Source organism: Pseudoalteromonas sp. SR41-1 (assembly GCF_014164015.1).
Taxonomy (GTDB): Bacteria; Pseudomonadota; Gammaproteobacteria; order Enterobacterales; family Alteromonadaceae; genus Pseudoalteromonas; species Pseudoalteromonas distincta.
Genome location: NZ_JACJEK010000008.1, coordinates 137,088 through 161,016, shown reverse-complemented (window position 1 = coordinate 161,016; position 23,929 = coordinate 137,088). Strand labels below are relative to the sequence as shown.

19 protein-coding genes and 1 riboswitch are annotated in these 23,929 nt (G+C 39.8%); of the genes, 8 read left to right on the top strand and 11 right to left on the bottom strand.

Annotated elements, in window-relative coordinates:
* Window positions 1-2: 2 nt before the first annotated feature.
* On the top strand, window positions 3-3,152 hold the full coding sequence (locus H5118_RS09105; RefSeq protein WP_182748585.1) for an efflux RND transporter permease subunit: 3,150 nt from the start codon (window positions 3-5) through the stop codon (window positions 3,150-3,152).
* A gap of 219 nt (window positions 3,153-3,371) precedes the next feature.
* A complete protein-coding gene (locus H5118_RS09100) occupies window positions 3,372-4,262 on the top strand; it encodes a dienelactone hydrolase family protein (protein ID WP_182748583.1) in 891 nt (296 codons plus the stop codon).
* Window positions 4,263-4,330: 68 nt separating this feature from the next.
* Here the strand turns inward: H5118_RS09100 and rhlP are convergent, their stop codons facing one another.
* From rhlP to H5118_RS09085, 3 genes are read right to left on the bottom strand one after another with little or no spacing between them, the layout of a single operon-like run.
* Window positions 4,331-5,155, bottom strand: coding sequence for a rhombotarget lipoprotein (gene rhlP, locus H5118_RS09095; protein ID WP_182748581.1), 825 nt, complete (start codon window positions 5,153-5,155; stop codon window positions 4,331-4,333).
* A 22-nt stretch (window positions 5,156-5,177) separates the two neighbouring features.
* On the bottom strand, window positions 5,178-5,522 hold the full coding sequence (locus H5118_RS09090; RefSeq protein WP_182748579.1) for a lactoylglutathione lyase: 345 nt from the start codon (window positions 5,520-5,522) through the stop codon (window positions 5,178-5,180).
* A gap of 13 nt (window positions 5,523-5,535) precedes the next feature.
* The gene (locus H5118_RS09085) at window positions 5,536-6,471 is read right to left on the bottom strand and encodes a LysR family transcriptional regulator (RefSeq protein WP_182748577.1); all 936 of its coding nucleotides are present in this window, start codon (window positions 6,469-6,471) and stop codon (window positions 5,536-5,538) included.
* Window positions 6,472-6,604: 133 nt separating this feature from the next.
* Between H5118_RS09085 and H5118_RS09080 the strand changes: the two genes are divergently transcribed.
* A complete protein-coding gene (locus tag H5118_RS09080; RefSeq protein WP_182748575.1) occupies window positions 6,605-7,630 on the top strand; it encodes a zinc-binding alcohol dehydrogenase family protein in 1,026 nt (341 codons plus the stop codon).
* Window positions 7,631-7,992: 362 nt separating this feature from the next.
* Window positions 7,993-8,649: a nitroreductase family protein gene (locus tag H5118_RS09075; RefSeq protein ID WP_182748574.1), complete on the top strand. Its 657-nt coding sequence runs from the start codon at window positions 7,993-7,995 to the stop codon at window positions 8,647-8,649.
* An 80-nt stretch (window positions 8,650-8,729) separates the two neighbouring features.
* Here the strand turns inward: H5118_RS09075 and ribB are convergent, their stop codons facing one another.
* The 6 genes from ribB to dapB form a co-directional block, all read right to left on the bottom strand.
* Complete coding sequence (ribB, locus tag H5118_RS09070; RefSeq protein WP_182748640.1) at window positions 8,730-9,383, bottom strand: 3,4-dihydroxy-2-butanone-4-phosphate synthase; 654 nt, start codon at window positions 9,381-9,383, stop codon at window positions 8,730-8,732.
* 245 nt (window positions 9,384-9,628) lie between these two features.
* Window positions 9,629-9,800: riboswitch (FMN riboswitch) on the bottom strand.
* Window positions 9,801-9,876: 76 nt separating this feature from the next.
* Complete coding sequence (locus H5118_RS09065) at window positions 9,877-10,935, bottom strand: S66 peptidase family protein (RefSeq protein ID WP_182748572.1); 1,059 nt, start codon at window positions 10,933-10,935, stop codon at window positions 9,877-9,879.
* 158 nt (window positions 10,936-11,093) lie between these two features.
* Entirely contained in the window at window positions 11,094-11,570 is a 477-nt protein-coding gene (gene greA, locus H5118_RS09060) for a transcription elongation factor GreA (protein ID WP_004335404.1), read from the bottom strand.
* A gap of 48 nt (window positions 11,571-11,618) precedes the next feature.
* Window positions 11,619-14,837 (bottom strand): carbamoyl-phosphate synthase large subunit, encoded by a 3,219-nt coding sequence (carB, locus tag H5118_RS09055; protein ID WP_182748570.1) that lies wholly within the window; start codon window positions 14,835-14,837, stop codon window positions 11,619-11,621.
* A gap of 16 nt (window positions 14,838-14,853) precedes the next feature.
* Complete coding sequence (gene carA, locus H5118_RS09050) at window positions 14,854-15,990, bottom strand: glutamine-hydrolyzing carbamoyl-phosphate synthase small subunit (RefSeq protein WP_004335400.1); 1,137 nt, start codon at window positions 15,988-15,990, stop codon at window positions 14,854-14,856.
* Window positions 15,991-16,351: 361 nt separating this feature from the next.
* On the bottom strand, window positions 16,352-17,155 hold the full coding sequence (dapB, locus tag H5118_RS09045; protein ID WP_182748568.1) for a 4-hydroxy-tetrahydrodipicolinate reductase: 804 nt from the start codon (window positions 17,153-17,155) through the stop codon (window positions 16,352-16,354).
* A 354-nt stretch (window positions 17,156-17,509) separates the two neighbouring features.
* Between dapB and H5118_RS09040 the strand changes: the two genes are divergently transcribed.
* The 3 genes from H5118_RS09040 (at window position 17,510) to H5118_RS09030 (ending at window position 20,959) form a co-directional block, all read left to right on the top strand.
* Window positions 17,510-18,823 carry a Na+/H+ antiporter NhaC family protein gene (locus H5118_RS09040; protein ID WP_182748638.1) on the top strand — a complete coding sequence of 438 codons (1,314 nt, stop codon included), beginning with the start codon at window positions 17,510-17,512 and terminating at the stop codon, window positions 18,821-18,823.
* A 132-nt stretch (window positions 18,824-18,955) separates the two neighbouring features.
* Window positions 18,956-19,744 carry a nucleoside-binding protein gene (locus H5118_RS09035; RefSeq protein WP_182748566.1) on the top strand — a complete coding sequence of 263 codons (789 nt, stop codon included), beginning with the start codon at window positions 18,956-18,958 and terminating at the stop codon, window positions 19,742-19,744.
* A 198-nt stretch (window positions 19,745-19,942) separates the two neighbouring features.
* Entirely contained in the window at window positions 19,943-20,959 is a 1,017-nt protein-coding gene (locus H5118_RS09030) for an alpha/beta fold hydrolase (RefSeq protein WP_182681085.1), read from the top strand.
* 111 nt (window positions 20,960-21,070) lie between these two features.
* Here the strand turns inward: H5118_RS09030 and H5118_RS09025 are convergent, their stop codons facing one another.
* Complete coding sequence (locus H5118_RS09025) at window positions 21,071-21,868, bottom strand: M48 family metallopeptidase (protein ID WP_182748564.1); 798 nt, start codon at window positions 21,866-21,868, stop codon at window positions 21,071-21,073.
* Window positions 21,869-22,066: 198 nt separating this feature from the next.
* Here H5118_RS09025 and H5118_RS09020 point away from each other — a divergent pair, with 198 nt between their 5' ends.
* Window positions 22,067-23,269, top strand: coding sequence for a Bcr/CflA family efflux MFS transporter (locus tag H5118_RS09020; protein WP_182197406.1), 1,203 nt, complete (start codon window positions 22,067-22,069; stop codon window positions 23,267-23,269).
* A 26-nt stretch (window positions 23,270-23,295) separates the two neighbouring features.
* On the opposite strand, the gene grpE is transcribed toward H5118_RS09020, so the two are convergent.
* The gene (gene grpE / locus H5118_RS09015; RefSeq protein ID WP_024597391.1) at window positions 23,296-23,907 is read right to left on the bottom strand and encodes a nucleotide exchange factor GrpE; all 612 of its coding nucleotides are present in this window, start codon (window positions 23,905-23,907) and stop codon (window positions 23,296-23,298) included.
* Window positions 23,908-23,929 lie beyond the last annotated feature (22 nt).

Genomic DNA, 23,929 nt, shown 5'->3' with positions numbered 1-23,929 from the left:
TCATGAACACTCGTGAAACAGGGTTAATAGCATGGTTTGCCCGAAATCCCGTTGCTGCCAACCTACTAATGATATTTATATTAGTAGGCGGTATTTTAATGGCGATGACCATTCGCAAACAAATGTTCCCACAGTTTGAAAGCAACTGGATAAGCGTACAAGCAGTTTACCCAGGTGCAGCCCCGCAAGAGGTTGAAGAAGGCATAACCATAAAAGTTGAGGAAAACCTCGAAGGTATTGAAGGCATTAAACGCCTAATTACTTACTCTAACCGTGGTTTTTCACAAGCGTGGATTGAAATAGAAGAGCAATACAATCCACAAGAAGTACTTGATGAAATTAAAGTACAAGTTGATTCAATAAACACCTTTCCTGCGGGGATGGAGCGCCCTGTTGTGCGCCGCGATAAGTTTGAGCAAGAGGTAATGATACTCGCGCTTTACGGCGACATGAGTAACTACCAGTTAAAAGAGCTTGGCAACGATATAAAAGACGAACTACAAGCATTGCCTCACGTTAACCTTGTTAATTTTAACGGCGGCTTAGAATATGAAATTGGTATAGAAGTCAGCCCCGATAAACTGCGCGAATATGGCTTAACATTTAGAGATATTGCAGGCGCGGTGCAAAACTTTTCGGCAAATATGTCGGCGGGACAAATACGCTCTGAAAATGGTTATATTTCGATGCGTGTTGAAAAACAAGCCTACCGTGGTTTTGAGTTTGAAAAACTGCCACTTATTACCCTTGCTGATGGCGCACAAATTTATTTAGGCGATGTAGCAACTATTAATGATGGCTTTGAAGAAGGTCTACAATATTCAAAATACAATGGTAAAAATTCACTCTCGTTTGAAGTAAACGCATCAAAAGATCAAGACATTACCGATGTAGCAAAAGTCCTTAAAAGCTACATGGCAACTAAAGAGCCACTTTTACCTGCAGGCGTTAAGCTCTCTCCTATTGTTGATTTAACTTACTACCTTGAAGGTCGACTCGATATGATGGTCGATAACATGATTTGGGGTGGCTTGTTAGTAATGATAGTGCTGGCACTATTTTTACCGCTACGCTTAGCATTTTGGGTAATGATGGGCTTACCGGTGTCTTTTCTGGGCGCCTTTTTGTTTATGCCTATTGGCTTTTTAGATGTAACAATTAACCTAGCCTCTCTTTTTGCCTTTATACTTGTACTCGGGATTGTTGTTGATGACGCCATAGTTGTGGGCGAATCAGCCAGTGCCGAAATAGAAAAATACGGCCATACACTTGATAACGTTGTACGCGGTGTAAAACGCGTTGCGATGCCAGCAACCTTTGGTGTACTAACGACTATTGCGGCATTTTTACCTCAAACACTCGCAACCGGCCCTGGCGCTGCTTTTTCTAAGGCCATTGGTGGCGTGATTATTTTATGTTTGATTTTTTCACTCATTGAATCAAAACTTATTTTACCTGCGCATATTGCAGCAATGAACCCACGTAAACCAAATCCTAAAAACCTATTACACCGCTTACGTATGGTGATTGATAGCAGCTTAAAAAGCTTTGTGAATAACTACTACCTTCCTTTTGTTGGCCGCTGTATTCATTATCGCTATACAGTGATTGTCGGCTTTATGTGTTTGCTTATTGTAAGCGCAGGTATGTTTGCAGGTGGTTTAGTTAAGTTTGTACCAAACCCTAAAATACCGCACGACTTTCCGCGTATTGATATAGAAATGAACCTTGCCTCATCTGAGCAAGCAACGCTTGAAACCGCACGTAAAATAGAAAGCGTGTTGTTACAGGTCGATCAGCAACTACAAGAGCAATACGGTAAACCGATGATCCGCGATTTATCGGTAAGCCTTCGCGGACGAACTGAAGCAAATATTATGGCTATTTTGGTAGAGCCTGATTTACGCCCTATCGACACCTTTGCTCTAAGTGCATTATGGCGCGAGCAAATGCCCGCTTTACCCGGCATTAAAACCATGACCATTCAAGACAGTATAATGAATGGCGGTCGAGATGATGGCGACGTTAGCTTTAAACTTGAAGGCAAAAATGCTGACGAGCTAAAAGAAGTGGCTGGTAAATTAAAAGCTAAATTACAAACAATGGAAGGCGTTGGCGACGTAAACAATTCAATGCAAAGCGCTACCGACGAAGTACAACTTGATTTAAAACCACTGGCTTATAGCATGGGATTAACGCTTGCTGATGTCGCATCGCAAGTAAGCTTTAGTTACTACGGCTTAGAAGCGCAGCGAATATTGCGTGAAGGCGAAGAAATTAAAGTCATGATCCGCTATCCAGAAGACGAACGTAACTCAATAAGTGACATAGCAAGTGTGCGTATTATTACGCCTACAGGCGCTGAAGTACCGCTAAGTGAAGTAGCCGAAGTTAAGCTGGTTGACGGTGTAAACCGTATTCGCCGCGAAAACTCTAAACGTACTGTAAACGTATGGGCTGCGGTAAATACCGACCAAGCCGAACCATTTGCGATTGCAGAAGAAATTCGTGATGAATACTTACCAACATTACTTAAAAGCTACCCTGGCGTTACAAGTGATGTAGCTGGGCGCATTCAAGAAGAGATGGATAGCGCTTCAGAGCAGCTTCGTGATTTTGGTATATCAATGATGATTATATTTGCCTTGTTAGCCATTCCACTTCGCTCTTACTCGCAGCCACTTATTATAATGTCGGTTATTCCGTTTGGTGTAGTGGGCGCTATGTTTGGGCATATGATTTTAGGTATGACTATGAGTAGCTTATCGATGTTTGGCATTATTGCTGTAGCGGGTGTGGTCGTAAATGATTCCCTCGTTATGGTTGATTTTGTAAACAAAGCACGCGCTGAAGGTGTTGCGATTAAGGATGCTGTAATGCAAGCCGGTGCTCGTCGCTTTAGAGCGATATTACTTACCTCAATCACTACCTTTATTGGTGTAATGCCAATTATTTTTGAAACGAGTTTACAAGCTAAAATTGTTATCCCAATGGCTGTATCACTTGCTTTTGGTGTGTTATTTGCCACAGTAATTACACTGATACTTATACCGTGCCAGTATGTTGCACTAGAAGATGCTAAACGATTAGTACGTAAAATGCGTGGCAAGCCACCACTAGTAGATGCCCAACCAGCGCCTACTCACAGCTAAATTAAGTAACATCCCAACCAAAAAAGCTCGGCATATTATGTCGAGCTTTTTATTTTTAGCTTAAAAATGATATTCACCTATTTGCTAACATTACTTATTTTTTAACACGCAGGATTAATTACCAGTCCTAATAATTGATAGAAATATTGCTCGTTTTTTATCTCTAATACGTTATGGTATTTAAATAATAAATAGACATAATAAAGTTAAGGAACAGCCATGAATACATCCCCCTCTGATCACATTCCTCAAGAAGCCTTTGATTGGTATGACGAGTACGCCCACGGTTTAATGGACCGACGTACTTTTATGAAAAAACTCGGTGGCCTTGCTGCACTTGGTTTTTCAATGGCTGTACTTACATCAGCATTATTACCTAATTACGCACTGGCTGAACAAGTGTCGTTTAATGACGACGATATTAAAGCAACGTACGAAGAATTCGATTCGCCAAACGGGCACGGTAAAGGCAAAGGTTACTTAGCAATCCCTAAAAACATAGAAGGCAAGCTTCCCGTTGTACTCGTGATACACGAAAACCGTGGTTTAAACCCGTACGTAAAGGATGTAGCAAGGCGTTTAGCTAAAGTGGGCTTTATTGCATTTGCACCCGACGCGCTTTTTCCACTGGGTGGCTACCCTGGTAATGATGATGAAGGACGCGCTATGCAAAAAACCATGGATCGCGCTAAAATTCAAAACGATTTTGTTGCCGCAGCGCACTTTTTAAAATCACATGCTAACAGTAACGGTAAGTTAGGCGCTGTCGGTTTTTGTTTTGGTGGCTACATTGTTAATTATTTAGCGGCAGTAGATAGTAATTTAATCAGCGCCGGAGTGCCTTTTTACGGCACTCCCGCCAGTGAAAGTTTACGTAAAAATATTAAAGCACCGTTAATGATTCAATTAGGCGAGCTGGATAAACGTGTAAACGCGTCGTGGCCACAGTACGAACAAGATTTAAAAGCTAATAATGTTGAATACACTATGCATATGTATAAAGGGGCAAATCATGGTTTTCATAACGACTCGACAGGTCGCTATGATAAAGACAATGCCGAGCTTGCATGGCAACGTACAGTTGAGTTTTTTAATAAAAAGCTAAGTTAACGAATACGATAAATGCCACCAGCTCAAAGCCGGTGGCATTATTAAAAATACTTAGTTTTTTATCAACTTTAAATTTTTTTGCTACGCATAACTAATAACGACAACAAGATGAGTAAATAAATACTCAAAGAGCCACCGCTACTAGAGCCATCTTTATTTTCGACTTTTGCAATTTTTTCTTCTTTAACACGTGTTTTAAACCTTGCTAGTTCTGCATCTAAATTAGTACTCATATCACTAACTGCTAGATTAAAACCTTCAGCCGACTTTTCAGATAACGTTTCATCAATACCTATTGCTGTTGTTCTTTTTTCAAGTTTACTTATACCTGGTGCTCTAAATAGCATTTTTCTACTTTTAATATCAAAAACAGCTGTATCCACAAAGGTTTGAATTGTATTTTCATTACCTGGAATAACGTACATACCCACTATTGTCCAATAAAGTAAGGCTGCATTATTTTCATACGATTGCGTAACTTGATCATATGAAACCAGTGCCATTACATCTACATCGTAAAGCCTCCCGACTTGCTCGAGTGTTGCAAAACCTTCACCTCCTTTTAAATAGGTACTTGGTATAACTTCAATGCGGTCAATGTAATCATATTGTAGAAATGACTTTTTTACTTTTTCGAGTAACTCGACTTGGTTTTGGGTCTCTAACCCGTCTGGCTGCCAGTTTTTAGACGGTACAAATGCAATTCCGACGGTAACAGGGAGTTTTAAAACAGGTATTTCAGGTTTATAGGTAGCACGGCTTTGTTGATCAGGATATAAAAAATTCATTAAGCTACTAGATTGTGTATTTTTACCTGTATTGTTACTCATAAACGAGCTACAAGAAGCAAGTAAGGCCGCCATCAAAATGATTATGTATTTATTAAATTTCATATTTATTCCTTTTTATTTTAATTTAATTTAATTCAGTTACGTGCCAAAGCTCACCGGATGGTCCCCATAAGTAAATAACGCTACCCCAAGGTTCTTGTTTTATACCCTCAAAGCGGATGTCAAAACCGTTTAGGTTACTAATGAGTTCGTATGCTTCATCTATATTTAACACACAAAGTTGCAGCATTAAGTTTTCAGCAAACGTTTTATTATAATAACGCTGTAAAAAGAACGTACATTCGCCAAAGGTACACACACATAAATCATTTGAGGCATCTTCAATCTTAAATCCAAGCGCTATATAAAAGCGCTGAGATTGCTCATAGCTTTTACAGGGAATAAAAACCCTAATATCATCAACTTGCATAACTCTTCCTTAATTAGCTCAGTACACTTTTATCAATAATTCCTTTATTTACCAACTGCTGCAAAATAGCTTGGGATTTTGCTCTGCATGCATCACGTAGTAAACGCACCGCAGGGGTTATTGACTGCCTACTTGGACAAATAAGCCAAAGTTCACCATTAACATGTTGATAATTTGGCATTACGGTAACCACCCTGTCGTTAAGCAAATCGTCGGCTATATCAAGTGCCGACTTTACAGCTAAGCCCTTACCCGCAACGCACCAGCGCCTTACTAAATCGCCGTCGTTTGAGGCGCGCCTGCCATTCATTTTAACTTTAAATTTTGACTCACCATCGGTGAATTCCCACGTATTATTTATAATATCCTGCAACTGATAAAACAAACCTTGATGCGACGCTAAATCATCGGGATGCATGGGAGCCCCGTTTTGTAAGAGATATTCGTCAGTTGCACATAACAAGCGCGGTACGTTACAAATTTTGAATCCATAAACGCTAGCATCATTAGGCGAGCCATAACGAAGCGCTATATCAACTGAGTCACGGTAAAAGTCGATATTACTATCACTTATATGCGTTCTTAAACTTAGCTTTGGATAAGTGTCCATGAGTTCATCAATCCATGGGATCACTAAGTTACGGCCTAAATCAGATGAAAGGGCAACGCGTAACTCGCCTTCTATTTCGTCGTGCTCACCTTTTAGATTTTGCTTTGCAAGCTCAAGTACAGCTAAAGCCTGCTCACATTGTGGTATGTAGCGCTCCCCAGCAGCCGATAACCTTAAATGACGTGTTGTCCGAACAAATATCTCACTACCAAGGGCTGCCTCAACACGTTTAATAGCAGCGCTTGCTGTAGCTGTACGCATATCTAACTTAGCAGCTGCGAGCGTAATACTTCTAAACTCAGCGACTTTTAAAATAAGTTTTAAATCTTCTATGTTCATATTATCTATTTATATTTGATAATGATTCAACAATTATGCGGTTTATCTATATTAAAGCAAGGTCTACTATATATCCATCAGCTAGCCAAAGCATGGCTTGCACCTTATATGTAAACAAATTAGAACACTTATTATGAAAGCCATTGGTTATAAAAAATCTCTTCCTGTTTCTAACCCTGAATCGTTAATTGATGTTGAATTACCACAGCCAGTTGCAACAGGTCGTGATTTATTAATTAAAGTTAAAGCTATTGCAGTTAACCCAGCAGATTACAAAGTGCGTGCATCTATGCCCCCTGCTGATGGTGAAATAAAAGTTATTGGTTGGGATGCTGTTGGTGAAGTGGTTGCAACAGGTGAAGCTGTTACAGACTTTAAACCTGGCGATGCTGTTTACTACGCAGGTGATATTACCCGCCCAGGTAGTAATGCAGAATTTCAATTAGTGGATGAGCGCATTGTAGGATTTAAACCGCAGAGCTTAAACGATGCTGAAGCTGCTGCATTACCCCTTACTGCAATAACAGCGTACGAATTATTATTTGAGCATTTAAACATTGTAAAACAAGCAGCTGATGCAAAAACAAAATCAGACGAAGTTATTTTAGTAACAGGTGCAGCAGGCGGCGTTGGTTCTATTTTTATTCAGCTTGCTAAAGCGATTACTGGCGCAACTGTGATTGCCACTGCATCGCGTGAAAGCTCACAAGCGTGGGTTAAAAAACTAGGCGCAGATTATGTTGTTGATCATACAAAACCATTACCCGCTCAAATTGACGCATTAAACATTGGCTCGGTAACACATGTAGCAAGTCTGCACAGTACTAATACTTACTTTGAAGCGTATACAGAGGTACTTGCACCATTTGGTAAAATTGCAATGATTGACGACCCTGAGTCATTAGATGTTAGTAAATTAAAAATGAAGAGCTTATCGCTACATTGGGAATTTATGTTTGCCCGCTCAATGTTTAATGCCAAAGATTTAATTGAGCAAAGCAAGTTATTAAATCATGTTGCTGAGTTAATTGACCAGGGCCATATTCAAACAACTATTGGTAAAAATTTAGGCACTATAAATGCGGCTAACCTGCGTATTGCACACGCAGAACTTGAAGAAGGTCGCTCTATTGGCAAAATAGTGTTGGAAGATTTTTAATTCCATAAATACTAAATACGCGCTGCCTGAATTAATTGGAGGCACCAATGTAATTGGTGTCTTCAACCAATATTTCGGGGTGGCTATGGCTGTATTTATATTTATTAAAGAAACTATTACCTAATAATATTTGATAATGATTCAACCATATACCTGTTTATCATATTGTAATAACCCACTACTATCCGTACCTAGCTATATTGATAGGCTTTACTTTACGTAGATATCAATTGAATTAAATAATTAGAGTGATTTAAAAACACGATATTATTTTTGTAATAAATTTTTAAAAGGGTTTGTTTATACTAAAACTGACTCAACATAGTAAATACTGGTAAAACACCTACTCAATGGAGAAACTAATGACTCACCCTATTATTAATGACTTAGAAAAGCGTTACACAGCAAAACGTTACGATGCAACGAAACGTGTATCTCAAGGCGATTTAGCCGTTATTTACGAAGCTATGCGCCTATCTCCATCATCTATTAACTCGCAGCCTTGGAAATTCATCGTAATTGAATCAGATGAGGCTAAAGAGCGTATGCATAGTACATTTGCTAATAAATTTGCGTTTAACCAGCCACATATTAAAGCTGCTTCGCATATAATATTATTCGCTCACAATCCTAAATATACCCGCGATGACTACGCACAAGTTATTGATGCAGATATTAAAAATGGCCGTACTAAAGCAGAAAATCGCGAACAAGCTTTTGGTGCTTATGCGTTTGTTGATATGAATACTGATGAGCAAGGCGTTAATGAAGAGTGGACTAAAGCACAAACTTACATTGCACTGGGTAACACTATGCATGCCGCTGCACGTTTAGGCATTGATTCAACCCCAATGGAAGGCGTAGATGCCGAGCTGATTGGCGAAGTCTTTGAAAAAGAACTTGATGGTTACGTATGCGACGTCGCATTAGTACTTGGCTATCATGATAGCGCTGAAGATTATAATGCTAAATTACCTAAATCTCGCTTAGCAAAAGAGCAAGTTATTCAGGTTTTATAAGTAATACGTTATAAACTTAAATGATAACAATATTAAAAAACCACTTATTTAAATAAGTGGTTTTTTTGCTTTAAAGCAGTTTAACTTACTTTGCGCTGTGCAGCCTGAATGTGTTGCACTAAATCTTCAATAGAAACCACGGTCATATTATGTTTATTAGCATAATCACTCACCTCAGGTAAGCGCGCCATTGAACCATCAGGATTTGTTAGCTCGCAAATTACGCCAAATGGTTTTAAGCCGGCAAGTTGCATTAAATCAACGGATGCTTCGGTATGACCGCGACGCACTAATACGCCACCCGTTTGTGCTTTTAAACCAAATACATGCCCTGGGCGCGATAAATCACTTGGTTTTGCATTATCCGCTGTCGCTGCTTTTATAGTAGTTACTCTATCAGCAGCAGACACACCTGTTGTTACGCCATGCTTAGCTTCAATAGTGACTGTATAAGCGGTGTTATTTTGACTCGTATTGTTAGCTACCATTTGCGGTAAGTCGAGCTGTTTAATGCGCTCATCCCCCATGCATAAACAAACAATACCGCTGCCTTCGCGGATCATTTCGGCCATTTGAGAAGTCGTTAAATGCTCAGCTGAAAAAACAAAGTCGCCTTCATTTTCACGGTTTTCATCATCAACAACAAGTACGCCTTGGCCTTGCTGTAGTGCAGTGATTGCGCTTTGTACGCGGGTATGGCTTTCGCCGAATTGAGTAAGTAAAGACTGAATCATCATTATATTCCAAATAAAAATAATAGATTCAGGACTGTGAAAGGATCAGTAATACATCACTTAAATTTAAAGTAATCACTACCAAAATAGCTTAAATAGAATAACAAAAAGCACGCAGCAAAATGCAGCGCACACTGTTATACCAATAACATTAAATTAGCGACTAATTATAGCGCAAAGAAAATAGCTCACTTAACGCGATACAAGGATCATGTCTTTAATAAAATTGGTTTTAGTATAATAAGCCATATTCTCTTTCATCCGGACTGTAACCGTCGGCTCTGGCATCTCACCAGATCTGCTTGACCTTTACTTAACCTAAAATAAGTTAAATAAAGCGCTCGCGGGCTCGTTTAAGTCATAAAAAACATTAAACATACCGCCGGTGGGGAATTTCACCCCGCCCTGAGAATTTACAGTAAGCATTAGCACTTACTGTAGGCATATTATACGCTTGTATTTATTTGTTTTTCAAAACTAAATACAATAAAAACTACGAAAGTTGAATATTTAACGATGCACGATCTACTATACCTTCGTTTATATCAGCAACTAGCGTACAGGTAGCACCATTGACCAAATTTAAGTTAGGTTGAACGTGCCCTATATCGGCATCAAAAATTACAGGAAATAAACACCCACCTAGCGCTACATCTAACGCATGGCGATAATCAAAGGCATCGTAATGACCTTGTGTTATTTCACTTCGCCCTAAAACCAAGCCATTGATATCATCAAATATTCCGGCTAGTTTTAATGACAGTATAAATCGTGCAACGGTTGTTGGTGTAAGTTCTGAGTTTTCGAGGTATAAAATAAGCCCTTCGGGCGCACTGTCCTTTTTAAACTCATGCAGCGCTAAAAATGGCGAGTCGAGCAATAAACCTACGGTATCTAAACACCCACCAAATAACCGGCCAGACATTTCTATGGTACGTTTATCTGTGTAGTTTAAACATTGCCAGTTTGTGGGCTCACTCGGGCTGAGTAATTCGTTCGGGTTTTGCGCGTAATTAGGCTTATTTTTTTGGTATAAAGAAGAAGGACCTTGCTCAAATTTACTACCGGCTTCGTAGGTCAGAGTTTCAAATATTTGTAGGCTATACGGATTTTTTTCATCTGGGTGTAACTGCATAAGATTAGCGCTGTGAAGGGTTGCCCATTGGCACTTAGCAGTGAGTGCACATGCTATAGTACTCACATCAGAAAAACCAACTAACCACTTAGGCTTTGCTTCTTTAATGGCGTTAAAATCAAGTAGTGGCAGTATTTCCATTGCCAGCTCACCACCCATTGGCGGCATAATCGCATCTATTTCATCATCTAATAAAAAACCCATTAGCTGCTTAGCATGCGCTTTAGCATTAAGCTGTTCACGTGGTTTGTTTTGACGTAAAAACTCGCCTTCAACAACATTATACCCTCGTTGTTGTAGTCCATTTATAACAATATCTAATCGTCCGTGATACTTTTCTTTTAGCCCAGATGAAAGCGAGCAAATAGCAATTTTAGAGCCTACTTTTAAAGGCGCTGGGTAAAGTATATTAGCCATTGAGTGTTCCTTTTAATGAAGTGATTATGTACCTATATCATCATGCTCACTCTTTATGCAATATGAACACCCTTATCAGTATAGTGATTTATTTAAGGCATAAAAAAACCGATGTAAATACATCGGTTTTTATTTAAAACGTTAAAGTGAGTTATGCGTTAAAGATACTCAACTTCAATGATTTCGTACTCAACGATACCTTTTGGCGTTTGGATAGACACTGCATCGTCTACTTGTTTACCAATTAAGCCACGTGCAATCGGTGAATTAACAGAAATTAAGTTGTTTTTAATATCTGCTTCATCATCGCCTACAATACGGTATTTTACTTCAGCATCCGTATCTACATTTACTATAGTTACGGTAGTACCAAAAATAACTTTGCCCGTATTTGGCATTTTAGTTACGTCGATTATCTGAACATTTGAAAGTTTAGCTTCAATTTCTTGAATACGACCTTCACAAAAACCCTGTTGCTCACGTGCAGCGTGGTACTCAGCGTTTTCTTTTAAGTCACCGTGTTCACGCGCAACAGCAATGTCGGCGATAATTTTTGGACGGGTAACTGTTTTTAATTCGTTAAGCTCTTTGCGCAGTAAATCGGCGCCACGAACTGTCATCGGAATTGATTGCATACTTTTCTCACTTAACACCAAGGCCCTAGTTGGCCTTGGCACATTTCCTTAGTTCAATCGCAGGTGTAGCTCTTGAACTGACGTTACTTTACTACGGTCATCTGCTTTGTTAGCAGTACAGTTAGCAAAAGCCGCGTTCAAGGTTGTCGTATAGTTGGTTTTATTTTGCAATGCACCACGACGTAACACCTTCGAATCTTCGATCGCTTGGCGACCTTCGGTGGTATTAACGATATAGCTGTACTCTTTATTCTTGATATAATCAAGAATATGCGGGCGGCCTTCATATACTTTGTTTACACGTCGTACTTCAATGCCAGCTTCTTCAAGAGCTTGTGCCGTGCCACCCGTTGCGTCAAGTTCAAAACCTAAGTCGCTCATAATCTTGGCTAATTCAACAATGCGTGGCTTATCGCTATTACGAACAGATAATAACGCGCGACCACCGCGTGGTAAAGTGTTGCTTGCACCTAATTGTGCTTTTGCGAATGCTTCGGCGAAAGTATCACCAACACCCATCACTTCACCCGTTGAGCGCATCTCAGGGCCACGAATTGGATCCACACCCTGAAACTTAGCAAATGGTAAAACAACTTCTTTAACGCTGTAATAAGGAGGGATCACTTCTTTAGTAATACCTTGGCTTGCCAAAGACTGACCCGCCATACAACGAGCCGCCACTTTTGCAAGCGCTACACCGGTTGCTTTTGATACAAACGGTACAGTACGTGCTGCACGCGGGTTAACTTCAATTAAGTACACTTTGCCATCTTTTACAGCAAACTGTGTATTCATTAAGCCAACAACACCAAGCTCAAGCGCCATGTCGGTTACTTGCTTGCGCATCACATCTTGCACTTCTTGCGATAAAGAATGTGCTGGTAATGAACATGCTGAGTCACCACTGTGAACACCGGCTTGCTCAATGTGCTCCATGATACCGCCAATAATTACTTGCTCGCCGTCGCAAATCGCGTCAACGTCAACTTCAATTGCGTTATCTAAGAAACGGTCAAGTAATACAGGTGCTTCGTTTGATGCAGATACAGCTTCGGTCATGTAGCGACGCAAATCGTCTTCATCGTATACAATTTCCATTGCACGACCACCTAGTACATACGACGGACGTACAACGAGTGGAAAACCAATTTCAACTGATTTAAGTAGTGCTTCTTCAGTTGAAGTTACTGTTGCATTTTCTGGCTGAAGTAAGTTCAAACGCTCAACAAGTTGTTGGAAACGTTCGCGATCTTCTGCACGGTCAATCGCATCAGGTGAAGTACCAATTACTGGCACGCCATTCGCTTCAAGCTCACGTGCTAATTTAAGTGGTGTTTGACCACCGTACTGCACAATAACGCCTTTTGGCTTTTCAACACGTACGATTTCGAGTACGTCTTCAAGTGTAATTGGCTCAAAGTATAGTCTATCAGATGTATCGTAATCGGTAGAAACCGTTTCAGGGTTACAGTTAACCATAATGGTTTCATAACCGTCTTCGCGAAGCGCAAGCGAGGCATGTACACAACAGTAATCAAATTCAATACCTTGGCCGATACGGTTAGGACCGCCACCAATAACCATGATTTTGTCTTTATCTGTTGGGTTTGCTTCACACTCTTCATCGTAAGATGAGTACATGTAAGCTGTGTCTGAGCTAAATTCTGCGGCGCACGTATCAACACGCTTGTATACTGGCACGATGTTTAATAGGTGACGTTTTTTACGAATTTCAGCTTCAGATACACCAGCAATTTCAGCTATACGTGGATCTGCGAAACCTTTGCGTTTAAGTTTACGTAGGAAGTCGGCATTTAAACCAGCCATACCTACTTCACCAATTTTTGCTTCGTCTTTTAAAATATCTTCTATTTGTACTAAGAACCAGCGATTAACTTTAGTCAGCTCATAAACATCATCAACGCTCATACCATGGCGCATTGCATCGGCAATGTACCAGATACGCTCAGCACCTGGCTCGCGTAATTCGCGGATGATTTTTTCTTTCGCTTTAGGGTCATCAAGTGCAACTATTGGGTTAAAACCTGTTGCACCCACTTCAAGACCACGTAATGCTTTGTGTAATGATTCTTGTTGGTTACGACCAATCGCCATTACCTCGCCAACCGATTTCATTTGCGTAGTTAAACGATCGTTAGCACCGGCAAATTTTTCAAAGTTAAAGCGAGGAATTTTTGTTACAACGTAATCGATTGAAGGCTCAAAAGACGCTGGAGTTTTACCGCCAGTAATATCGTTTTGAAGCTCGTCAAGCGTGTAACCTACTGCTAGCTTTGCAGCAATTTTAGCAATTGGGAAACCCGTTGCTTTTGATGCAAGTGCAGATGAACGTGATACGCGTGGGTTCATCTCAATGATAACCATACGGCCATCTTCAGGATTAATACCAAACTGCACGTTAGAACCGCCAGTTTCTACACCAATTTCACGTAATACCGCCATAGAGGCGTTACGCATAATTTGGTATTCTTTGTCGGTTAGCGTTTGCGCTGGTGCAACGGTGATTGAATCGCCAGTGTGAACACCCATAGGGTCAAAGTTTTCAATGGTACAAACAATAATACAGTTATCGTTTTTATCACGTACAACTTCTGTTTCGTACTCTTTCCAACCAATCAGTGATTCATCAATCAATAATTCGTTTGTTGGCGATAAGTCTAAACCGCGCTCACAAATTTCTTCAAACTCTTCCATGTTGTAAGCAACACCGCCACCGGTGCCACCCATGGTGAAAGAAGGACGAATGATACATGGTAAGCCAATTCGGCTCATTGTATCTTTAGCTTCTTCCATTGAGTGAGCAATTTCAGCACGAGGACATTCTAGGCCAATGTTTTTCATTGCTACGTCAAAGCGTTCACGGTTTTCTGCTTTGTCGATTGCATCCGCCGTTGCGCCAATTAGCTCAACGCCGTGCTTAGCCAATACACCGTGCTTGTCTAAATCAAGTGCACAGTTTAATGCTGTTTGACCACCCATTGTAGGCAGTACTGCATCTGGCTTTTCTTTTTCAATAATTTTTTCTACCACTTCCCAGTGAATTGGTTCGATGTAGGTAGCATCGGCCATTTCAGGATCGGTCATGATAGTTGCAGGGTTTGAGTTAACTAATATAACTCTATAGCCTTCTTCTCTAAGTGCTTTACACGCTTGAGCACCAGAGTAGTCAAATTCACAAGCTTGACCAATTACAATTGGGCCTGCGCCTAAGATAAGAATGCTTTTTATGTCGGTACGTTTTGGCATTATTACTCCAGTTAAATTAGTGTTTACGCGCTTGCATCAAATCGATGAAGTGGTCAAATAATGGTGCTGCATCGTGTGGACCTGGACTTGCTTCAGGGTGACCCTGGAAGCTAAACGCAGGCTTATCAGTACGATGAATACCTTGAAGCGTTCCATCAAATAACGATTTATGCGTGGCACGAAGCGTACTTGGTAGGCTTGATTCTTGAGCTGCAAAACCATGGTTTTGAGCTGTGATCATAACTACATTACGGTCTAGGTCTTTAACTGGGTGGTTACCACCGTGGTGGCCAAATTTCATTTTTTCTGTTTTAGCACCTGAAGCAAGGGCTAATAACTGATGACCTAAACAGATACCAAAAATAGGTGTGTCGGTTTCTAAAAAGGCTTGAATGGCTTCAATAGCGTAAGTACATGGCTCAGGATCACCAGGGCCATTAGATAGGAAGATACCATCAGGGTTTAAAGCAAGTACGTCAGCGGCAGAAGTTTGCGCTGGTACTACTGTAAGTTTACAACCACGGTCTACAAGCATACGTAAAATATTACGTTTTACACCGAAGTCGTAGGCAACAACATGAAACTTTTCATCAGCAGCGTCAAGGGTTTTAAATCCTTCACCTAATGTCCAGCTTGATTCGCGCCACTCAAAATTTTCCTTGGTTGAGACAACTTTTGCTAAATCCATACCTTTTAAGCCTGGGAAGGCTTGCGCGGCTTGTAACGCTTTATTTTCGTCTAGCTCGTCACCGGCAACAATACACCCGTTTTGTGCGCCTTTATCACGCAAAATTCGAGTTAGCTTTCTGGTGTCGATGTCCGCAATACCTAAAATATTACGTTCTTTTAAGTAATCATCTAACGATTGCTCGTTACGAAAGTTACTTGCTAGCAGTGGCAAATCACGGATCACTAGGCCTTTAGCCCAAATTTGATTCGCTTCTTCGTCTTCGCTGTTGGTACCCGTATTACCGATATGTGGGTACGTCAAAGTTACGATTTGTTCCGCGTATGATGGATCAGTCAAAATTTCTTGATAACCAGTCATAGACGTATTGAATACCACTTCACCGACTGACATGCCGTCAGCGCCGATTGCAGTACCGCGAAACACTGTGCCGTCTTCTAGGACTAACAGAGCGGATTTAGTCAAGTTAAACCTCCTAACAGTAAAAAACGGGAGTAAGCAATTGCTTAACACCCCGCCAATACCCAGAGGGATCGTCAAAACCAGATTTTTGTGAGCTTAAATTGTTTTACGCAGTCTTAAATGATGCAGATGTAAAGCATTCAACCTTCAATCATTTTTCTTGCCTAAAACTATTTTCATTCCCACTGAAACCCTGGATTTACTAGCCACTTGGGTATAATTGGAAACACGCATTTAGTAATTTTTGGCAAATTGGCTGCATATTACATGAAGTTGCTATTTAGGTCTAACATTATTTGGTTAATTGTTACAAATAAGTCACTGTAGGTGAAATTAGACCCAAACAGTTAAAATAGTAACTAAACTACTTAAGATCTAGCACATCTTGCATATCATAAAGTCCAGCAGGTTTGTTTTTTAACCAGCTTGCAGCCCTTATAGCACCTAGAGCAAACGTCATTCTCGAACTTGCTTTATGTGTTAATTCAAGCCTTTCGCCCATTGTAGCGAAGTATGCGGTATGTTCACCTACTATATCGCCCCCTCTTAGGACAGAATAACCAATCTCATTTTGAGATTTCGCTGTTTCTACTTGGCTTCGGTCATATACCGCAACCTCGTCGTGATCCCAGCCTTTCGCTTGCGCGATTGACTCACCTATTGCCAGTGCAGTACCTGATGGTGCATCTATTTTATGACGGTGATGCGCTTCAAATATTTCGATATCTAAATCGTCACCAAATTTAGTCGCTGCAGTTTGCACAAGGTTAAGTAATACATTGACACCTACGCTGTAATTTCGCGCAAATACAATAGGGATATATTTAGCGGCATCGTGTAATAGCGCCATATCATCATTTGTTAAACCTGTTGTGCCAATCACCATAGGAATTTTTTGTGCAACAGCTGTTTTTAAATGGTTTTTCATACCCGCTGGCAGCGTAAAGTCGATTAAAACATCTACATCATCTATTGTACTTTCGTCGCTAAAGCTAACACTGTTATCGGCTGCGCTATTTACTTGATTTACATTAATGCCCAATAGCGATGAACCACTACGAACATATGCGCCTGTAAGTTGTGTTTGCTCTTTAATTGTCGCGGCTTCTAATAGGGCTAAGCCCATTCTGCCGTTAGCACCAAAAACACCTATTCGATTTGTAGTCATGGTTTTTACCTAATTTTATTTGAATCCGTTTATTAGCTATATATCCGGACATTGCAAAATACGCAGGTGGGTATTTTTATGCAGTTGGATAAATATTAATCGCTGAAAATCGCGTTGCTTTATAGATATTATCTAAAAGTCATGCAATAGTCAGGTGACCTTTTAATTTAATAATAATAACAATACCAGTTTACTTTAGCCATCTATACATTTAAACTTCTCTTTCGCGTCGATTTGGTCTTTGGCTTGCGGACGCTGCGGCTAACAACTTTTTAAAATAAAAAGTTGTACTGCTAAATTCAGCTAAAAGAGGAGTTTTGGCTGTGATAAATTTTACTGGTTATGAGGATTATGATGCAGCCATCATTTAATAAAAACAAAGCAATACTTTCTTTACTTCCCCTACTTACCTTTGTAGCGCTATTTTTAGGCTCAGGTTTGTATTTGCAATCGCAAGGGGTTGATTATGCTTTTTACCAACTACCTGCACCTGTTGCTATATTGCCCGCCATCATGCTTGCGTTTATTTTAAATAAAGGCACGGTAAACCAATGTGTAGAGACCTTTATTAAAGGTGCCGGACACAACAATATTATTACCATGTGTTTAATCTACTTACTTGCAGGTGCTTTTTCGGCTGTGGCAAGTGCAACCGGTGGTGTAGATGCGGTAGTAAATGCAGGCTTATCGCTTATTCCATCTTCGTTATTGCTCCCTGGTTTGTTTTTAATTGCGGCCGTTGTTTCTACAGCAATGGGAACGTCAATGGGTACGATTGGCGCCATTGGCCCTATCGCTTATGCGGTATCAATTAAAACGGGTATAGATCCAGCATTAATGGCCGGTACGATTGTATCTGGCGCTATGTTTGGCGATAACTTATCTATTATTTCAGACACCACTATTGCAGCTACGCGCACGCAGGGCTGTGAAATGAAAGACAAGTTTAAAGAAAATCTTAAAATTGCAGTCCCTGCAGCCATTCTAACAATCGCCCTGTTGTTTTATTTAACACCTGCTGCACAAGTAGTTGAAACTAAAGATTATGATATTTGGTTGGTACTTCCTTATGCCTTTATTTTAGTGTTAGCAGTTGCTGGCTTGAACGTATTTGTAGTGTTGTTTAGCGGTATTATTTTTGCCGCATTAATGGGCTTTACCGGTAGTTACGAAGGCGCAAGCTTTGTAAAAGACATTTACAAAGGCTTTACTGATATGCAGGAAATATTTTTACTTTCTATGTTTATTGGCGGCTTATCTGAATTTATTCGTATTAACGGTGGTCTTGATTACATTGCTCAAAAAATTCAAGCGATTACTAAAATCATTGCAAAATGGCACCGTAAAGTGGCAGATCAATTAGGTATCGCTGCGTTAGTTTTAACAAGTAATGTATGTATTGCTAATAACACAGTGTCTATTATTGTCGCGGGTCCTATTGCTAAAAAGCTAGCAGATGACGGTGAAATAAGCGGTAAACGCTCTGCCAGTTTACTTGATATATTTGCCTGTGTTACGCAGGGTTCATTGCCATACGGTGCCCAAGCATTGTTATTAGGTGCTACGTTTAAAATTAGCCCGTGGGAAGTATCAACGTCTTCTTATTACTGCTTTATTTTAGCATTTACAGCCATTGCAGTTATTTGCTTACGCCGTAATAAAGCATAGTTTAAACACCGACACTATGTTGCAGCTTAATAAGTAAGCTGCAACATATGTTAAAATAATACTCTACATATCAATCACTTTTGCTATAATGCGCGCCTTCGCGTGTCACTAAAATTATAGTTAAATACAGATATGAAATTTAAAAAATTACTTCCTCTCGTTACTTTTACATCAATTGCTTTATCGTCTTCTGCTTTTGCGGCTAATTGGAGCAGCACAGCACTACATATTAATAATGGCGACCAAAAAAACCCATTCACTGATCAAGAGTCAAACACCACTGTTTACTCGGTTCAACATGCATCGGGTTACGATTACGGCGATAACTTCTTTTTTATCGATTACAGTAAAGACGATACCGATGATGGTTACCAAGATGCTGATTTTTATGGTGAGTGGTATTCAACGGTAAGCTTATCGGCCATTAGCGGCGAAAAAATTGGCGCAGGCGCATTATTAGATGTGGGCCTTACCGGTGGTATTAACGTTGCTGGCGACGCTAAAGTAATGAAATACTTGCCTGGTGTTAAATTAAGCTGGGATGTACCTGGGTTTAACTTTTTTCAAACGCTGTTCACAGCCTACATTGACGATAGTGAAGGTGTAGCAAAAGGCGGGGCTCCTATTGAAACAAATAGCTGGATGCTTGATGTTGCCTTTGAATACCCTTTTAATATTGGCTCACAAAAATTTAGCTTTAAAGGCCACGCTGAATACATTGCAGAGCGTGAAGATGAATTTGGTAACGATGTAGAGGCGTGGATACTCGCACAGCCTATTTTAGTATGGGATATGGGCCACGCTCTTCAAATGAAAGAAAACACACTACTGTTGGGTATGGAATTACAATACTGGCACAATAAACTAGGTACTGAAGTCACTGAGTCAGTGCCACAAATCCATATTGAGTGGACGTTTTAAGCTTTAACGATACTCGTTTTACCCTACATTAATAAGCGAAGCTCTATTTTAGCTTCGCTTTTTTCATCTCCAAATTAAACAACGTTGAGCATGACAAAGCCTCAATTGAATAGTACTTAATGTTTGGTTACTATAATGAATTATTCTGAGTTTTATATATTAGAGCTCATATTATTTGTCCTTAATTGGAGTAACCAAATGTCGTCGATTAAAGTTATTTGCTTTTCTACTTTATTGTTATTAACAAACAATGCATTAGCGAGCACAACGCAAGATACCTCTTCACTTTCTTATGATGCACTTTTAAGCAGTTATCAGTACGACTTTAAAGTAAATTACTTTAACATTGAGTCACAAAAACAGTCCCTTAAAATGGCGTATATTTACTTAAAGCCTACCAAATCCGACATGCCTACAGTGACGCTTATGCACGGCAAAAATTTTAATGCAGATTACTGGACTACCACTGCGCAATACCTGCAATCTTTAGGCTACGGCGTATTAATTCCTGATCAAATTGGTTTTGGAAAATCATCTAAACCAACTAATTACCAGTATTCATTTGCGGCTCTTGCTCATCATACTCATGCGTTAATGGACTCACTTAATATAAAAGAGTCAATTGTATTAGGGCACTCTATGGGTGGGATGCTAGCGAGTCGTTTTGCATTAATGTACCCAAACACAACAAGTAAATTAATTTTACTTAACCCTATTGGGCTTGAAAACTACCTGCAGTATGTTGATTACAAAGATACAAATTTTTTCTATAAAAACGAATTTTCAAAAACGCCAGAAGGCGTAAGAAAATACCAACAAAAAAATTACTACGATGGTAAGTGGAATGCCACATATTCAGCCTTAACCGACTTTATAACAGGGCAAATACAAGGCCCGGATAAAGAACAAATGGCATGGGTAAATGCAAAAACATACGATATGATTTTCACTCAACCTGTAATAACCGAATTTAAAGATTTAACTGTACCGGTTAAATTAATTATTGGTACACGCGATAGAACCGGCCCTGGCCGTAACTGGAAAAAAGACGGTGTTGATTACGAGCTTGGTCGATATGATAAATTAGGCAAACACGCTGCAACACTTATCCCTGACGCACAATTATTTGAACTGGATAATTTAGGGCACCTGCCGCACATTGAAGATTTCGAACGCTTTAAAAATGTATTTAAACAAGCACTTGCTGCTGAATAACCACGCTTAAAAACTAAAATAAAACCCCTGTAGGTAAAATACTTACAGGGGTTTTATTTTAATTACGCATTAATACTAAACGTACACTACTTCAAATAGTAAAGCGCTTAACTACAGTGTGCATTGTGGGTTTTTACCCTGTGCTTTAGCAGTGCCTTGCTCGCTAAGTGCTTTACTCATTTGCGCTTGTAAATTTTTAATACGGTTACTTGGCGCTGGGTGAGTAGATAAAAACTCAGGGGTTGTACCGCTGCCCGCTGCACTCATATTTTCCCAAAGTGTAACCGACTCTTGTGGATTAAAACCCGCCTGTGCCATTAAATCCAGACCTATAGTATCGGCTTCTGATTCGTGAGAGCGGCTAAATGGTAAAACAACTCCATATTGTGCGCCCAAACCTAAGCCTTGCATAATTTCGTTACGGTATTGAATATTACCCATTTCAAGTGCAGCACTACCAAGCTGCATACCGGTATCTAAAATAGAGCTTTGTGAAACACGCTCATTAGAATGCTCAGCAATTACGTGCCCTACTTCGTGCCCTAGTACTGTTGCTAGTTGGTCTTGATTGGTGGCTATTTTTAGTAAGCCCGTATGAACCCCAATGTAACCACCAGGTAGTGCAAAAGCGTTAGCAGATTCATCTTCAAATACTACTACTTCCCAATTTTGCGACGCGTATTCTTTTGGTAATACAGCGACTACTTTTTCAGCAATACAATTTACATAAGAATTTGTTTTAGCATCTTTATTAATTGGTTGGCTTTTTTTCATATCTGCAAAGCTAGCAGTACCCATTTCACTCATTTGTTGATCTGAGTAAAGCGCTATTTGAGTACGTCCTGTTGGTGACGTTTTACAACCGGCTAAAACGGCTGTCGCTAATACTGCAAGTACTAGTTTTTTCATGATAATTCTCTTAAGTAATGAATTTTTTATTGCTTGTAGAATAGCAAACACAGTACCAATTTAAAATATTTGCTTTATGTACCGTTATATTAAAAAAAAAGCAATATGACGATAAACTTAGCGGGCAAACTAAGTTTATCCAAATACAATGCCCTGTTACACTATAACCCTTGTTTTTAGTGATTGTTGAGTTTACACATGGACGCCTCAGCCTCGTCTTTTAATACCCGTATTTTATTGCCTTTATTAGCCAGTATAGTGGCGATTACGCCATTGGCGATAGATATGTACTTACCTGCCATGCTGGTAATTGCAAACGATTTACACACTAATATGCCCAATGTACAAATATCGTTGAGTATTTACTTAGCAGGCTATTCATTAGGGATGCTATTTTTTGGCCCCATTGCCGATCAAATTGGCCGCCGTAAGCTTGCACGTATCGGCTTAACCTTATTTGGTGCAAGCTCACTTGCACTGGCATTTACCACCGAAATCCATGCTTTTTGGACTCTTCGAGCAGTGCAAGCATTTACGGGAGCGGCAGCAACGGTAGTAGTACCGGGTATTATTCGCCATATTTATCAGCAAAATACAGCTAAGGGAATGTCGTATGTGTCGATGATTATGATGGTAGCGCCGTTAGTTGCCCCCTCTGTTGGCTCGTTTATTTTAGGATTTTCTGTTTGGTCAACCATATTTTTGGTTCTTGCTGGGTATAGCTTTTTAATATTGGCGTTTGTGCAAGTGTATCTAATTGATATTCCTATTCACAAAAACGAAAAAAAGGGTCTCGCTCTATTTTTTGATAGCTATAAAACAGTACTCAGTAATAAAGATGCACGTGCCGACATACTCAGTTCTATGTTTGTATCGTTTGGATTTTTTTGCTTTTTGACCTCAGTACCATTTATTTATTTAGATTTATATGAAGTGTCAGAACAGTTATTTGGTGTGTTATTTGCCTTTAACGTAATGGCGCTGATGTTTGGTAACTTTTTAAATACGCGAATTGTACCAAGGCTGGGCTCTCGAAAAATGCTCTATATTGGGCTTACATTTGGATTTGTATCGGGGCTGGCTTTGTTAACATTTAGCTTATTGCATTTATCACTTTATTATATTGTGGCTGCTATTGCGCCATTAATGATGAGCTTAGGCGTCACTGCAAGTAATGCTGACTCGCTAATATTAATGAAGTTTGAAAAAAACACAGGCACGGCAACGGCCGTAATTGGCACACTTCGTTTTGGCAGTGGCGCATTAGTTGGCCCACTACTCGCTATTATGCATGCAAAAAGCGCAGTGCCGTTTTCAAGTTTAATGTTCAGCGCTGTTTTGCTTACTATGCTCGTACAGTTAATTCACTATAAAAAAGACAAAAAAAATGCCTCAATATGAGGCATTTTTTAAAACTAATAATTCAATTAAGCATCAGCAGCTTTAGAAACCATAACCATTGCAGGGCGTAATAAACGACCATTCAATGTGTAACCTTTTTGCATAACAGCAAGTACTGTATTAGGTGTTACATCGTTACTTGGTTGAATTGACATTGCTTGATGAAAATCTGGATTAAACTGCTCACCTTGAGGGTTTACAATTTCAACACCAAACTTTGCAACAGCATCGTTAAAGCTTTTAACTGTCATATCGATACCTTCAAGCAACGGCTTTAAAGTCTCATTTTCTTTATCAGAAAACTCAATAGCACGCTCAAGATTATCAATTACAGGTAGTAATTCGTTAGCAAATTTTTCTAGTGCAAACTTATGCGCTTTTTCTACATCTTGTGCTGCACGACGACGAATGTTGTCTACGTCTGCTGCAGCACGAACAACACCATCTTTTTGATCAGCAATAGTTTGTTTAGCAGCTTCAAGCTCTGCATATAGCATAGCTATTTCTGCTTCAGGGCTTTGCTCTTCTTCTGCATGTTGATCAGCGGCTTCTACTGCTGCTTCTACATCAGCCTGCATTTTAGAAATTTCTTCGTTTAATTCTACTTCTTGCTCAGGGTTTTGTGTCTGCTCAGACATAAAATACGTGCTCCAATTCTTT